The sequence below is a fragment of the Bacillus pretiosus genome (assembly GCF_052947655.1).
Genome location: NZ_CM129593.1, coordinates 2,465,384 through 2,479,300, shown reverse-complemented (window position 1 = coordinate 2,479,300; position 13,917 = coordinate 2,465,384). Strand labels below are relative to the sequence as shown.

The following is a 13,917-nucleotide window of genomic DNA, read 5'->3' as shown; positions in this document are numbered from 1 at the left end:
AATATAGGTTCCTTATATTAAATAGCTTTAATAATTATAAGAAAACTAATTTTATTACTTAAGGAGGAGGAAAAGGCATGCAAATCGGATTAAATATTCATACGTTATCTCAACCTACTAAAATAACTCCATCTAATCTTGAGCATAATACTATCTCTTCTACTAAACTTGAAGATAAAAAATCAAATGATCCCATCAAATTTGATATTCGTTCATCTGAAAAAGAAATGAAACAACCTGAGCATAAATTTAACGAATTAGATTTATGGAAGATGTTAAAAGATAAAGGTGTTCCTTTATGGATCATACTTGAAATGCTACAAAGGTCTCGTAAGGAAAAAGAATCTCAAAATAATTCAGTTCAAAATTCAAATGCGATTGAAGAACCGAGCGAGACGCGATTAAATGAAGTAATGTAAACTATGTTATCTAAATGGTCTAAAATTAAAAAGAGTTCAGGGCTGATAAAATTCCTATCAACCTTGAACTCTTTTTTATGATTTTTCTCCAATCGTGACAAATTGAACTGATACTTCTTCCTCAAAATCTTTAATTAACTTTCTTACTTTTACATATTCATTAGTCAATGTATTATCTGTCGACATTTTAGGTTTTTCGTCACCTAAAGATTCTTTCAGATGAAGAAGTTGCATTTTTGTTTCATTTGCCTGTATTTCTTTATATACACTATTGCTCGCCACAATTACATACCATAGTGTTCCATAATTTCGATTATTACCAAGCCAAGCATCACTATCATATGTAACTGGTATCACTTTTCCTTCTATTTCAATACTTTTTATATTCTTTTCTTCTTCATTTATAAATAATAGTGAACTTTCTTTTGGAAAACTCGGTAACGTATCTAAAGGTTTAGAATGAGATGAATGATCTCTTTTACGAAAAATTTTTGCTTTAATCATCGCTTTTGCAGTAGATTCATTTAATATCAAAACCCTTTTTTGGTCAAATCTACCTGTTTTCACCGAAAAAACTTCATGTTCTTTCGTATTTTCCTTATAACGATTCATAATTGTTGAAGTATGATTCTCATCTCCAATGATTAATACGCCGTTAGCTGGAAATCTGTTTTCATTTTTAGAGCATGCACTTAAACTTATTAAAATTAATATACTTAATATGAAAATAGAGAGTGGTTTTTTCATCACAGTTCCTTTCATAACTCAAATTGTTTTTTTACATGCTTTTCTACAATCTTACTTGCTGATATTCTCTACTGTTCCATAGTTTTATAAAGCTTTTGTAAGTAACGCCAACGAGTTATAAAGAAATATAAAACTTGTATACATATAAATGAAATTAAAATTATGATAGAGCTATTCATAATAGAAAAATCGACTAATTGTTGTAATGCCATATAAGCGACCACAGTATGAATCACTGCAACTATAATCGGTAAGAAGAACATTAATACTAATTGTCTTGTTACAACTTTTTTCAACTCTCGTTTACTTAATCCCATTTTCGAAATCATCTTATATTGCTGCTGATCGCGGTCCAAATCAGTATATAACCGGAAATAAATAAAACTAGCAGCGAAAGTAAAGAAGACGATTCCAACTAAAACACTTGCCATAAGTAATAGCCCATTCGTTTGTTTTGCACTTAACAACTCTATAGTTAGTGCTCTAAATTCAAAATGTATGTCTCTAGGATCTTGATCGAATATGTCACTTAATTGGTTTGAAATCTCTTTCGTTTTTATCCAATCATCTACAACAAATCCATAAGTTCGATATTGAATAATATTTTCAAAATCTAGATTACTATTAAGCGGAATTTCATCATACACATGATCTTGAATCGCAATATTAATCCCTTCCGTATCGTGTGGCAAAACTAAATTATCTACAGTTTTTTTCACATGAAATGTCTTTGTCCAATCGCCTTGAATGACTTCAATATTCTTTTTATAATCACCATTTTTAAACTCTTGTTTTTGTGATACGACTCCAGGGATTAATAACATTTCATCTTCTTTTTCAATCGTTTCTTGTTGGTACCCGAGTGCTCTCGCAAGTTCGTTATATTCACTTAACTTCATTACATTTACATTACTTTCTGTATAAATATCTGAAGTGGAAGCCATTCGATATGGAATATTAGAATCAGCAAGATGTTTTTTTATAATCGAGAGATGTTTATCCGTTATTTTATTTTTATCAGGAGCTGTATACAGAAATGTATACGGGTTTGTCATCCTTACCAAATCTTTGTTTCCAAGAGCTGCTGTCGTGCCAATTGCTGTAAAAGCAACTGCTGAAATAATAGATACTATAAAAAACATTGTTGCATTATCTTTCATACGGTATATTAATTCTGAAAATGTTAATATATTGGTTCTCTTTAAAAAGAAAGATTCACTCCTTTTCACAAGATGCAATATATAAACGCTACACTGTGTATATAAAAAGTACGTTCCAATAATTACTAGGAGAACACCCATTCCGAGCGTAATAAAACTATAACTTGGGATAAAGCGAAATACTAAAATATAGCCATATCCTATACTAAATAAAGAAAAAATTGATAATAAAATTGACGATTTCGGTTCAGGCTTTGGCTTTTCCCCTGCTTGAATAAGTTCCACAAGTTCTGTTACTTTTATCATTTTAAAAGTAACTAGCGAAACAATTAAAAATAAGAATAGAAACGTGATGCCAGTTAATAATACCGCCTTTACTGGCATATAAAAAGGTAAGCCGTTACTAATCATTAATACACTGGCACTTATTAATAAAACTAGTTTAGAAAATATAAGTCCAATAAGAACCCCTATACAAATTGAACCAAGTCCAATTAACATATTTTCAATTAACAATAACTTCTTAAGCTGTCTCATTGACATACCTTGCATCATTAAAATGCCAAATTCTTTCTTACGCGTTTTTAAAAACGAACTCACTGAATATAGAATGAAGAAGAATGAAAAGACAAAAATCAAACCTTGAGAAACTTCAAATCCCAATGTACCAAATGTACTTATTGTTTTACTTGTCGATTTCAACTCCCCCTGTAAATCAGGATGGAATAATAAAAGAGCATACGTAAAGAAAATCATTATAGAAAATGCACTACTTAAAAAATGGGCAGCATATGTACGCTTATTACGAAAAATATTATTAAATGCGAATTGACGAAAAGTCATGCCTTTTCCCTCCTAACAAAGAAAGGACATCCATAATCTTTTGATAAAATGCTTGCCTGCTTTCACCACGATAAATTTCGTTATATAGTTGACCATCTTTAATAAAAATTACTCGGCTGCAAAAACTCGCTGCATACGGATCATGAGTCACTAACATCATCGTAGCTTTTTCTTCCTTATTTAGAGTATCTAACATCTCCATTACATCATTTGAAGATTTAGAATCTAAATTCCCTGTTGGTTCGTCTGCAAGTAATAATTGCGGCTTATGAACAATTGCACGAGCAATTGCTGTTCTTTGAGCTTGGCCTCCTGATATTTCAAACGTTCTTTTATTCAATATATCTGTAATATTTAATTTCTCTGCGATTTCTTGTACGCATTTGTTCATTTCTTGCACAGAAACGCCATCTAATGTCATCGGCAATACGATATTTTCCTTCACTGTAAGCGTGCTAAGTAAATTAAATGATTGGAAAACAAATCCTAATTGTTTCCTACGGAATAAAGCTAAATCTTCTGATGATAAGTGGAAAGGATTTGTACCATTTATTACTATTTCTCCCGATGTCGGAGAGTCGATAGTAGATACCATATTTAATAACGTTGTTTTCCCGCTACCGGATGGCCCCATAATCCCTATAAATTCACCTTTTTGAATTGATAAATCAATATCTACTAATGCTTTAAAAGGTATTTTCCCTTTATATACTTTACTAATATTTTTCGCATGTAAAATTTCCATTTCTATTCTCCCTTCATTTGCACTTCTCACAATAGAGTGTAAATGAATTCTCTTATAGCTCATATTGATTCATCTTTCATTTATCTTACACGCTTGTAAGATTTCTAAAAAAACTGCTAATAATACTATATACAAATTAAAATTAACACATAACTATCTTATAATAATTGTATAGTGATAGGAAATACAATTGTATATCAAACCTTTATTATAAAAATGAGAAAAGACCGATTGCTTTATCGGTCTTTTCCTTCCCAAAATTATATTTTTAACTAACGCTTTTAATTGAAATGTTTTTGCGTCACCATTTTAATTCTTTTTCACTTTATAATACCCTCTACAAAAAATTGATTGCTTCGGTTTGATCGCAATTAACAAAGAATTGTATATGTCTGAAGCAGAAATTATTGCGTTTATCCAACATACAAATAATAAGATTGACTTAAAATTGCCTGATACAAAAGATGATATAATGCCAGGAATGACCGATAGTACAATAATAGGTAAACTCATAAAGATCCAAAAACGCGTTTTGGATAGAATTGCATTTGTATTTAACCAAAAAAATATTCCGCTGCAAGTTAAGCTAATATCCCCCATTTTATTTATAACAATAACGTGTAGATATTCATGAATGATGAAGACTAAAATACCTAAAATGATAAGATAAAATATATTAATATGAGTGAAACTTGCTCCAAAATAATACGGTATTAGAAAAATAATGATTTGAAGTACATATACAAACTTCATATAATATTTTCGGTGCCAATCATTTTGTATAAAAGGAGTCCATTCTGACAAATCCATACTTATTTGTGGTAAGTCACGAAACCAAAGTATAATAAGCTTTCTCCTCCCTCGTTTAAACTATTTCATACTTTTAAAAAATGTAATCCACTAACACTTAACCGTTAATTTTAGATACAAACTCCTTGTTCCCTTTATGCTTTTATTAAAGCTTAAGGTAATTCATTTACAGAATTATTAGAGTGAAAATTTAGTGTTTTCACAAATAAACACTTTCGACAAAATATTCCAAATCCCTTTTCAAATATGTTGTTTATAAAATGGTTCTTGCATGTACAACTTAATACATCTGTTTTCGGTGAAAAGCACACAATGCAAAAAAGCTTAGAACTTTAGCTCTAAGCTTTTTAATGATTTCATTACATTTTCGCTCCTTTTAAAGAGCGCTATTTTTTATCCATTCGGATTTACTCAATACATAATGATTATAAATTTGATTTTCTATCATCTGTTGACCCAAATAAGTAAATCTACATTTTTCAATGACCTTATTTGATGGTGCGTTGTTTATTAATGCAATTGCGTTAAGGACATCCACATTTGTATTTTTAAACAAATAGTCAATCAGTCCTTTAGTTGCTTTCGTTGCATATCCATTATTATGATATTCACTTGAAACAGCATACATAATTTCTCTATTCGGTGCAGGAAGCTCATCTTTCATACTTGTGCAGCACCATCCAACAAATTCATTTGTCGTTTTCTTAAATATTCCTAGTCTTAATATGTGATCATCTATGTTAGTCGTAGTTCTCACTGCATTAAGAAATGCTTTATTTTCTGGTATTTCATAATTTGTAACCCAATTAACTCGTTGTTCTTTCGTTGATTTCCAGTCCGGTAAAAACTTTTCTATGTCCGGTTGATTTGCTATTTTATAAATACTTTCTGCATCTTTGACCGTAAACTCTTGTAGGTATATATCACCACAATCTATTTTAAATAGCTTAGTCAAACCCTCTTCTCCCATGTCTAATCCCCCTTACTTACGTTAAAGCGCCTTAATCTGCTTCGTAAGTTCCATAAACCGTTCATCTAGTTCTTTATATTCTTTGTCTTTAGGAGTTAAAAAGCTTAATTTCCCTAATACTTCTTGTCTTTCTGTTTCTAACGTTAAACGTAGCTCTTCAATTTCATCTCTTGTTTTCGTAGGTTCTTCGAGCTGCTTTTGTATCGTATTGTTTACAAACACAAGTTTTGCCGTAGTTGTTTTCTCCAAAAAATATCGATCGTGAGAAACGATAACAAGTGTTCCATTATACTCAGCTAATGTGTTTTCAAGCTGTTCACGTGATGGCAGATCAAGGTGATTCGTCGGTTCATCTAAAATAAGTACATCTTTTTCATCTAAAATATAAGCCATAAGCTTACATTTTACTCGTTCCCCCATACTCATATACTCAATCGGCTCTTTCCATTGAGAAGCTTGAAAACCTAAATGTTTCATTAAATTTTGAACTTTCCCTCTTTCTTCAAATGACTCTTTATAAAATAAATCTTCTGGTGTTTTATCAAGTGGTAAATCAAATACTTCTTGTGTTAAATAACCAATGTTTGCTGATGGTGAAATCCATACTTCTCCTTCAGCAGTTTCTGTTCCCATAATCATCTTTAGTAACGTTGTTTTCCCACTACCATTCGGTCCAATAATCGCAACCTTCTCACCGTGCTGAATTGTAAAATTAACGTTTTCAAATAATGTTCGTTTATTAAATTCTTTCCGCAATTGTTTTACTTCTAAGAAACGTTTTCCTACTTTTTTACTCGCTTGAATAGAAAATTCAACTGAATAATCTTCTTTCACACGTTCTACTTTCGTTTTCTCTAGCTCTTTTTCAAGACGTTTTCGTTTCGATTTAACTTGCGCGTCCATTCGCTTCGCCTTTACACGATAAAATTCTTTAACACCTTCTTGTTTTGTAGACTGCGCATGTGCCTTTTGTGACCATGAACTTAATTCTTTTATATGTGTTTCTACTTGTTCTATTTTCTTTTGTTGTTTTTCATATTCACGCTGTTGCGTCATTCTTTTATGTTCACGTGCTTTCATATAACTCGTATAATTCCCGCTATGATCAATTAATTTCTTATCCTCAATTGACCATATTCTAGTCGCAACAACATCTAAAAAATATCGATCATGTGATACGACGATAACTGTACCTTTCATATTTTTTATTTGTTTAATAAGAAATTCCGTACTCATCTCATCTAGATGATTTGTCGGTTCGTCTAATATTAAGACATTAGGATTTTGGGCAAACCCTTTTGCTAATCGAACTTTTAGCTTTTCACCACCACTTAAAGTAAGGAAATCATTCGTTGGCACGCCCCATTTCGCAAGTAGTTCTGCTTCTTTTGCAATCATATCCTTGCTAACGAAAGATTCTTTTTCTTGTTCAACATATGCAGTTGTCATATTCATTTGAAGCCATTCAACTGTACCTTTTGACGGTTCAATCTTCCCATTTATTAATTGAAGTAATGTTGATTTACCAGCCCCGTTTTTACCAATTAATCCGATAACATCCCCTTGTTTTACTGTCACATTCATTTTCTCTAACAAAGTATTTTCCTTTATTTCAACATAAACATCATTTAATTTTAATAGTTCTTTCATAATACCGATCCCTTTCATTAAGGGAGAATAAAAAAATCCTCCCAAATAAATTTGGCAGGATTAGTCGTTAAAATATTTATACCCAAATAAGCTATTACACAACATAAATAGCAATACCGTTGTATGGAAATTGGGCAGACTAATCCTATTTTTTAGAAATTGAAATTTATTGAATTTCAACATTTAAAAATAAGATTAGTTAATCATCGTCCACCCATCATTCCTTTCCGTCGTTAGTAACCATATTGTACCATGATAGTACTGTATGAGTAAATGCAATTATATGTGCTATTATAAAGTTTGCTTTCTTCAAGGGCTATTTATCATTTCTTAAATTCATTTTGAACAAACAGCATTTATTGTACTACTTGCTTTATATTTCCCCAAAAAGTAAAACCCTAAGTACCCCCTCTTATATAATTTTTATATAAATTTATGATTAATTATATGTTATTCGTTATCCAATAATATCTTATTGTTTTTCGATAAATTTTTATTGATTACTCTCCTATAATAAGATATTATATGTTTACAGAAAATATTAATATAAGGATTGAATTTATGGACAAAACATTAAAAATTACAAAATCAAATATTATTTTAAGGATCGTTCTCATCCCGATTATAGTAGGAGTAATTGTTGGTATACTAACTAAATTGGGGCAAGGTATACTTCCAGGAAATTGGAATTCATTAGTTAACCTAGGAAGCGTTTGGTTAGTTCCATCCTTTTTCGTGGCTAGCTTGAGTTATTCTAAACGTACAGCTATACTTTCTGGCATCCTTGCGCTACTCGGCATGATATTAGGCTACTATGGTTATGCAATAGTTATTAAAAATGTAGCTCACTCTATTTATTTTATATCTGTATGGATTGTATGTGCATGTATAGGAGGAACTATCTTTGGAATTGCAGGTTTTCTATGGAAAGATACTACAAATCCACTTCATAAATTCGGAAGCGCGCTTATTAGTGGAGTTTTTGTAACAGATGGACTTCACATTCTTTTACATTTTGAAGACTATAGTCACATGTTACCTGTTGGATATACCGAAGTGATAGTCGGGATTATCTTGATTCTTGTATTAGAACGCTCTAATGCTAATCGAATTTCTTCTTTCTTAATGATGGTTCCTATCACTATTTTAGGATTAATTGGATATAAATTATTAAGTTTGTTTGCTTAATATCATGGAAAAACAAAAGACTCATTCTATTATAATCCATAATACATATCACGAATTCAAACATTATACTTATTAATGTTGATACACTTATTCATAGGATGGATTCATGAAGCTGTCTCTTTCAAAGAGATGGCTTTTTTCTTACAAAAACTATTCATCAGCTTTATATTAAATCCTTCTAATTTAACAATCGTATTTATTAGTGTGTCATTATACATACTAATATGATCTTTTACCATTTCATATACTCGATATAAAGTGAAACCTTAATAGATAGTTAATCCCCCACCTAACTTCTTTGCTTTCGCTGAATTTTGAAGTGGGGTCTTACTGCCCATTAAAGCGGGATAAAATAAGGCTAAAAAACTTATCTTCAAAGTTCTTTAGCCTAAATCACTTATTTACACATTAAAAAATATAATTCGTACAACCGTACCTTTACCAACTTCTGAATGGATTTCTACACTATGTCCTAATTGTTTTGTAATTTCATATACAAGATATAGCCCCATTCCAGTTGACTCTTTAAAATCTCTACCATTTTCCCCTGTAAAGAAAGGTTTAAATACTCTAGGTAAATCTTGCTTCGGTATCCCTACGCCATTATCGGCAATTTCAAGTATAACGTTATTATCTTCCTTACAAGCTTTCACTTTAATCTTTTCTCTACTACCTGAAGAATATTTAATTGCATTCGATAGTATTTGTCCAATTAAAAATTGTAACCATTTCGCATCACTTTCTACAATAATGTCTTTATCGATTTTAAGCTCTGGATACACAAAATTTCGGATAAAGAAGCGTTTATGTTCATGAACAGAATCATTCACTATTTTATGTAGTTGTACTCTTTCTACATAAAAATCTTGCGTAAATGCTTCTAAACGTGCGACATATAGAGCCATCTCTAATCCCTTTTTTAGCCTATCTGTTTCCTCATTAATACTTTCAAACCGCGGATCGACTTCATCTTGTGTAATTAATTCTATTACAGATAAAGGTGTTTTCATTTGATGTATCCACTGGTTCATAAAGGTTAAATGATCATTATTTTTTCTCTCTTGTATTTGCAGCTGATTTTGATAATGTCGATATTGCACCTCAAGTAAGTCCTGAAGTGCAGTAGATAAAACTGCAAAATCTGATTTTTGAACAGAATCATCCAAAGAATGCATCGGATTTGCTAATCTTTCATAGAACGTACGATGAGTAAAGTAACGAAATACTAAATAACCTACCATAAAAAAGACGCCTAAAAACATTGCATATAATGCCGTTGCAATATGTTTATGCCCGTCAAACCAATATACAAGAAATATGACTAGTAGCTGAATTATTGTAAAACAAATGAGCGGTATATGATCACGAATAAATAATTTTATCATTTCTCTATACCATTATCCCAAGTAATATGTAATCTATAACCGACACTACGAATCGTTTCAATTGCATCTTCAATCTGTAATGTTTTTAACTTTTTACGCACACGAGTTGTATTTACACTCAATGTATTATCATCAACATAAGATTCACTATCCCATAATTTATTTAATAACACTTCTCTACCCACAACACGCGGATAATTTTTCATTAACATTTCTAATAAAATAGCTTCATTTCTCGTTATATCAATTTCTTGATTCTTAAGCTTCAATACAAGCCTTTCGGGATATAAACAAAGACCTTGTTGCTCAACCATCCGTTCTTCTACTTTTGGTGCATAATCTCCGTAAGCACGTCTTAAATGACTACGAATTTTAGCCATTACAACTTCGTAATGGAATGGCTTTGAAATGAAATCATCGCCACCGTTTTCTAGCGCCATAACTTGATCCATTGTGCCTTCACGAGCCGAAATAAATAATATCGGACATGTAGAAACTCCTCGAATTTGACGACACCAATAGTACCCATCAAAACTTGGTAAATTAATATCTAATAAAACTAACTCTGGTTGTTCTTCTAAAAAAATGTTTAATACATTTTGAAAATCCGATACAATAATTCCTTCATACCCGTATTTCGCGACATGTGTTGATAATAGTTCTGCAATTTTCATATCGTCTTCTACAATCATAATTTTAACCATGTGTTTACTCCTTTTTCGATCCACAATCTTATATTCAATTATATAAAATAAATACTACCTTTTTTTATATAATCCGTAAATCAAAAAAGGATACTTTTATACAAAAGCATCCTTCTGTTATTATTCTTATTTAATATGAAATTCACTCAAAGTAAACCCCAGTTTCTCCACATAATTCATACCTAATTCCATCCGAGCAGTCTTCAGCGGATCCACAACTTGGCATACTTTTAAATCACCGGCAGCTGATAATAAAAGTGTTGCATCAGCTTTAGACATTTCTAATTCTTCATGTAAAAATGTCACCATATTACGTACAGCGCGATTCGCTGCATCATCTAACAATTTCTCTGAAGCAATCGTCATAAGTTTTTCTTTTTGGATCGCCATTGGTAGTGGCCATTTCTTTCCTTTTATAATCTGAACAGTTACCGTCACCTCACCAGCAACCTCTACTCCACTAACACCAATTTCACCATCCCCCATCGCTGCGTGTAAATCGCCTAATGCTAATAGAGCACCAGGAACATTTACAGGTAATAATAATGTTGTCCCTTCTTTTATTTCTTTACAATCCATATTCCCGCCGTGATCATGCGGTGTGCCACATGAAATGCTCTCTTCTTTCGGCGCAGTACCAATTACACCAATCATTGGATTAATCGGGATTTGCAGTTCATTTGAAAATAAAACATGTTCATTATGTATCGGGACAATTTTCACGGTATTTTCATTTAGCTCTTCACCCATTACACCAAGATTCGTACCTGTAGTTAAAACACCTTGCTCTGCAATTTTTATCTTTTCAATCTTAACAACTAATATATCACCAGGTTCTGCACCAATGATATATACAGGTCCAGTCGCTGGATTAATTCGGTTCCAATCTAATTCTTGAAACGCAACATCTTCAGAATCAATTTGATTTTCAAAGCAATCATATGTTTCAAATACAAGACGACTCCCAATTTCTACTTCCATACATGGTTTGTTTTCTGGTGACATTGCGTAAATAATATGGTCTTTATGAATTCGATACATTTTATCTCTCCCCTTTTATATTAGTCTACAATTACTAATTAGCTTTTTTCACAAAAGCTCCTTTGAAAAATTAATAAATTTACATATAGAAAAGCACCTAGCTTATTTTCATACATACACTCTTTACTATAACAGGTAAAGAAAGGTGGTAGCACTATGCCCCTTATTCCATATAACGAAAGCGATGTTGATTTACTAGCTCGTTTAATTCGTGCTGAAGCTGAAGGAGAAGGTCGACAAGGTGAACAACTTGTTGGTTGCGTAGTAGTAAATCGTGTATTTTGTGATTGCTTAGATTTTAAACAACTTCGAACTGTACGTGATGCAGTATATCAAAGCCCTGGCGGATTTGAAGCAGTGCAATACGGATATTTTTATCAACGCGCGCGTGATTCAGAAAAAGACATCGCAAGAAAAGTTTTACAAGGTGAATGGCGCTGGCCAGCACGTTGGGCTCTTTGGTATTTCCGTCCAGTTGGTGTTTGTCCACCTGAATGGTATAACCAGCCATTTGTCGGGCAATTTAAAAGCCATTGTTTTTATGAACCACGTGGTGATGAATGTCCGAAAATGTATTCACGGTAGCAAAATATGAAACGCAAGTACTTAGCTTAGATCTCTGAGTACTTGCGTTTCCTTTATTTTTTAGAAATCTAATAATGTGATGAATTTTTCAATGCCTACTACATGTATTAATAACGGTATACGTGGGCCGCTAGACTGATTTATAATGAGCCTATATATAATAATAAATAATTGTTTTTGATTTTCTTTCATTATTTTTTTATTTTCATGATGACAAATCGAATACAATTGTTCCATTAAGTTAGAGTAATCTTTGTTAGAACGAAGAAGTATGGTGCAAGCTTCTACTAGCCACTCTTTCTGCTTTTCATCTAATGTGTTGTAAAACTCTATATTTCTCTCTTGATTTACAGCAATTAATTTTTCAGTTTGAAAGTTTCTAACCCAATACTCTGCACGTTTGCTTATCGCTATCATATCCTCTAATGCATAATTCCTATCTATTTTTTCTAATATACCTTGTAAAATAGATGAATCAAAATTTAATAGCGGTAACGTTCCTGCTACTTGATTAAATTTCGGATATTCTTTAATTCTGCTATCAACTCTAGAAAGTTTAATTGCATCAAATAAATCTTCATTTTTGAGCGTTTTATTCTCATAACTTTCTTTCAATCGTTCATATTCTGTATAATTGCGAATCACATCTTCATCAAGACCGATATGAAAAGCTGCGTTTGGTCTATATTTAGCAAACATAAAAAGAATCACTTCTGGTAAATATACTTTTAACAAATCATTAGGTGTAATACTATTCCCTGAAGAACTTGACATTTTTTCATGATTCCCTTTAATTCTAATGAAATCATAAGCAACATAATGAGGAGCTTCACGATTAAATATTTTCATTGCAATTTCCTTTGATACATTATAACTACCCGTTTCCGAAGAATGATCTCTTCCGCCCGGTTCAAAAATAACATCCTCTATCATCCATCTCATCGGCCAATCGATTTTCCAATTCAGTTTCATTTTATTTGTATTTAATACCGATAATTCAGTTTGATTTCCGCATTCACATTTATATCGTACTGTTTTTAATACTTCATCAAAATGTGTAATCGTTGTTGCATCTTTCCCGCATTTCTCACAATATAATGTGACTGGATAAAAGCTCTCTCGCTCTTCTTCACTACACTCTCCTATTTTAAAACTCATTAAAATATCATATATTTCTTTTCTTTTATATAAAGCCTCTAATATGTTTTTGTTATATCTTCCACTTCTATATTCAGCATGTTGATATATGAATTCCACTTCAACCCCAAATACTTGAAGCGATTTCTCAAACTCTTTTTCAAAATGCTCTGCATAGGAGTTATGACAGCCATATGGATCTGGAATATCACAGTATGGCATACCAATATATTTTGCAAAAGATGGATCAATATTTTTAGGAACTTTTCTAAACCTATCATAATCATCCCATGAAAATATAAAACGAGTCTTTTTCCCTAAATCTTGAAGTGCTCTTACAACGAAATAAGTCGTTATTATTTCGCGAAAGTTCCCGATATGAATAGAACCAGATGGACTTATTCCAGATGCGCAAACAAAAGTTTCTTTATTTGGATGTTTTCTTATTAATTCATGTGCTACTTCATACGCCCAATACATATATTACTCACCTCAATTGATTTTTTATTTTCACACTTTCAGTTTTATGCAAT

At 31.7% G+C, this 13,917-nt stretch carries 13 protein-coding genes; 3 read left to right on the top strand and 10 right to left on the bottom strand.

Annotated features, from left to right (window positions below; genetic code table 11):
- Positions 1 to 77: 77 nt before the first annotated feature.
- A complete protein-coding gene (locus ACU8YW_RS12595; protein WP_048560973.1) occupies positions 78 to 419 on the top strand; it encodes a DUF3914 domain-containing protein in 342 nt (113 codons plus the stop codon).
- A gap of 75 nt (positions 420 to 494) precedes the next feature.
- On the opposite strand, the gene ACU8YW_RS12590 is transcribed toward ACU8YW_RS12595, so the two are convergent.
- The 6 genes from ACU8YW_RS12590 to abc-f form a co-directional block, all read right to left on the bottom strand.
- Positions 495 to 1,166, bottom strand: a complete 672-nt coding sequence (locus ACU8YW_RS12590) for a lipoprotein BA_5634 family protein (RefSeq protein WP_142291748.1) — start codon at positions 1,164 to 1,166, stop codon at positions 495 to 497.
- Between the two features lie 68 nt (positions 1,167 to 1,234).
- Positions 1,235 to 3,169, bottom strand: a complete 1,935-nt coding sequence (locus ACU8YW_RS12585; protein ID WP_048547088.1) for an ABC transporter permease — start codon at positions 3,167 to 3,169, stop codon at positions 1,235 to 1,237.
- Entirely contained in the window at positions 3,144 to 3,914 is a 771-nt protein-coding gene (locus ACU8YW_RS12580; protein WP_262720142.1) for an ABC transporter ATP-binding protein, read from the bottom strand. The genes ACU8YW_RS12585 and ACU8YW_RS12580 overlap by 26 nt, the downstream gene beginning before the upstream one ends.
- 309 nt (positions 3,915 to 4,223) lie before the next feature.
- Positions 4,224 to 4,724 (bottom strand): DUF3267 domain-containing protein, encoded by a 501-nt coding sequence (locus tag ACU8YW_RS12575; protein ID WP_088063560.1) that lies wholly within the window; start codon positions 4,722 to 4,724, stop codon positions 4,224 to 4,226.
- Positions 4,725 to 5,100: 376 nt separating this feature from the next.
- Positions 5,101 to 5,694 (bottom strand): GNAT family N-acetyltransferase, encoded by a 594-nt coding sequence (locus ACU8YW_RS12570; protein ID WP_088063559.1) that lies wholly within the window; start codon positions 5,692 to 5,694, stop codon positions 5,101 to 5,103.
- Between the two features lie 21 nt (positions 5,695 to 5,715).
- Positions 5,716 to 7,344, bottom strand: coding sequence for a ribosomal protection-like ABC-F family protein (abc-f, locus tag ACU8YW_RS12565; RefSeq protein ID WP_088063924.1), 1,629 nt, complete (start codon positions 7,342 to 7,344; stop codon positions 5,716 to 5,718).
- Between the two features lie 561 nt (positions 7,345 to 7,905).
- Between abc-f and ACU8YW_RS12560 the strand changes: the two genes are divergently transcribed.
- On the top strand, positions 7,906 to 8,532 hold the full coding sequence (locus ACU8YW_RS12560; protein WP_088063558.1) for a DUF6518 family protein: 627 nt from the start codon (positions 7,906 to 7,908) through the stop codon (positions 8,530 to 8,532).
- Between the two features lie 401 nt (positions 8,533 to 8,933).
- Here ACU8YW_RS12560 and ACU8YW_RS12555 read toward each other — a convergent pair whose 3' ends face one another.
- From ACU8YW_RS12555 to ACU8YW_RS12545, 3 genes are all read right to left on the bottom strand, one after another.
- Positions 8,934 to 9,917, bottom strand: coding sequence for a sensor histidine kinase (locus ACU8YW_RS12555; RefSeq protein WP_088122203.1), 984 nt, complete (start codon positions 9,915 to 9,917; stop codon positions 8,934 to 8,936).
- A complete protein-coding gene (locus ACU8YW_RS12550; protein WP_088063556.1) occupies positions 9,914 to 10,621 on the bottom strand; it encodes a response regulator transcription factor in 708 nt (235 codons plus the stop codon). The genes ACU8YW_RS12555 and ACU8YW_RS12550 overlap by 4 nt, the downstream gene beginning before the upstream one ends.
- A gap of 126 nt (positions 10,622 to 10,747) precedes the next feature.
- Entirely contained in the window at positions 10,748 to 11,662 is a 915-nt protein-coding gene (locus ACU8YW_RS12545) for an acetamidase/formamidase family protein (RefSeq protein WP_088063555.1), read from the bottom strand.
- Between the two features lie 156 nt (positions 11,663 to 11,818).
- Between ACU8YW_RS12545 and ACU8YW_RS12540 the strand changes: the two genes are divergently transcribed.
- A complete protein-coding gene (locus ACU8YW_RS12540) occupies positions 11,819 to 12,247 on the top strand; it encodes a cell wall hydrolase (RefSeq protein WP_088063554.1) in 429 nt (142 codons plus the stop codon).
- Between the two features lie 60 nt (positions 12,248 to 12,307).
- Here the strand turns inward: ACU8YW_RS12540 and lysS are convergent, their stop codons facing one another.
- Entirely contained in the window at positions 12,308 to 13,864 is a 1,557-nt protein-coding gene (lysS, locus tag ACU8YW_RS12535; protein ID WP_088610537.1) for a lysine--tRNA ligase, read from the bottom strand.
- Positions 13,865 to 13,917 lie beyond the last annotated feature (53 nt).

Bases quoted from the DNA above. Each gene is read 5' to 3' on its own strand.
- ACU8YW_RS12540 (WP_088063554.1), top strand. From the start codon at position 11,819: ATGCCCCTTATTCCATATAACGAAAGCGATGTTGATTTACTAGCTCGT.
- ACU8YW_RS12570 (WP_088063559.1), bottom strand. From the start codon at position 5,694: ATGGGAGAAGAGGGTTTGACTAAGCTATTTAAAATAGATTGTGGTGAT.
- ACU8YW_RS12595 (WP_048560973.1), top strand. From the start codon at position 78: ATGCAAATCGGATTAAATATTCATACGTTATCTCAACCTACTAAAATA.
- ACU8YW_RS12555 (WP_088122203.1), bottom strand. From the start codon at position 9,917: ATGATAAAATTATTTATTCGTGATCATATACCGCTCATTTGTTTTACA.
- ACU8YW_RS12545 (WP_088063555.1), bottom strand. From the start codon at position 11,662: ATGTATCGAATTCATAAAGACCATATTATTTACGCAATGTCACCAGAA.
- ACU8YW_RS12550 (WP_088063556.1), bottom strand. From the start codon at position 10,621: ATGGTTAAAATTATGATTGTAGAAGACGATATGAAAATTGCAGAACTA.
- abc-f (WP_088063924.1), bottom strand. From the start codon at position 7,344: ATGAAAGAACTATTAAAATTAAATGATGTTTATGTTGAAATAAAGGAA.
- ACU8YW_RS12590 (WP_142291748.1), bottom strand. From the start codon at position 1,166: ATGAAAAAACCACTCTCTATTTTCATATTAAGTATATTAATTTTAATA.
- lysS (WP_088610537.1), bottom strand. From the start codon at position 13,864: ATGTATTGGGCGTATGAAGTAGCACATGAATTAATAAGAAAACATCCA.
- ACU8YW_RS12575 (WP_088063560.1), bottom strand. From the start codon at position 4,724: ATGGATTTGTCAGAATGGACTCCTTTTATACAAAATGATTGGCACCGA.
- ACU8YW_RS12560 (WP_088063558.1), top strand. From the start codon at position 7,906: ATGGACAAAACATTAAAAATTACAAAATCAAATATTATTTTAAGGATC.
- ACU8YW_RS12585 (WP_048547088.1), bottom strand. From the start codon at position 3,169: ATGACTTTTCGTCAATTCGCATTTAATAATATTTTTCGTAATAAGCGT.
- ACU8YW_RS12580 (WP_262720142.1), bottom strand. From the start codon at position 3,914: ATGGAAATTTTACATGCGAAAAATATTAGTAAAGTATATAAAGGGAAA.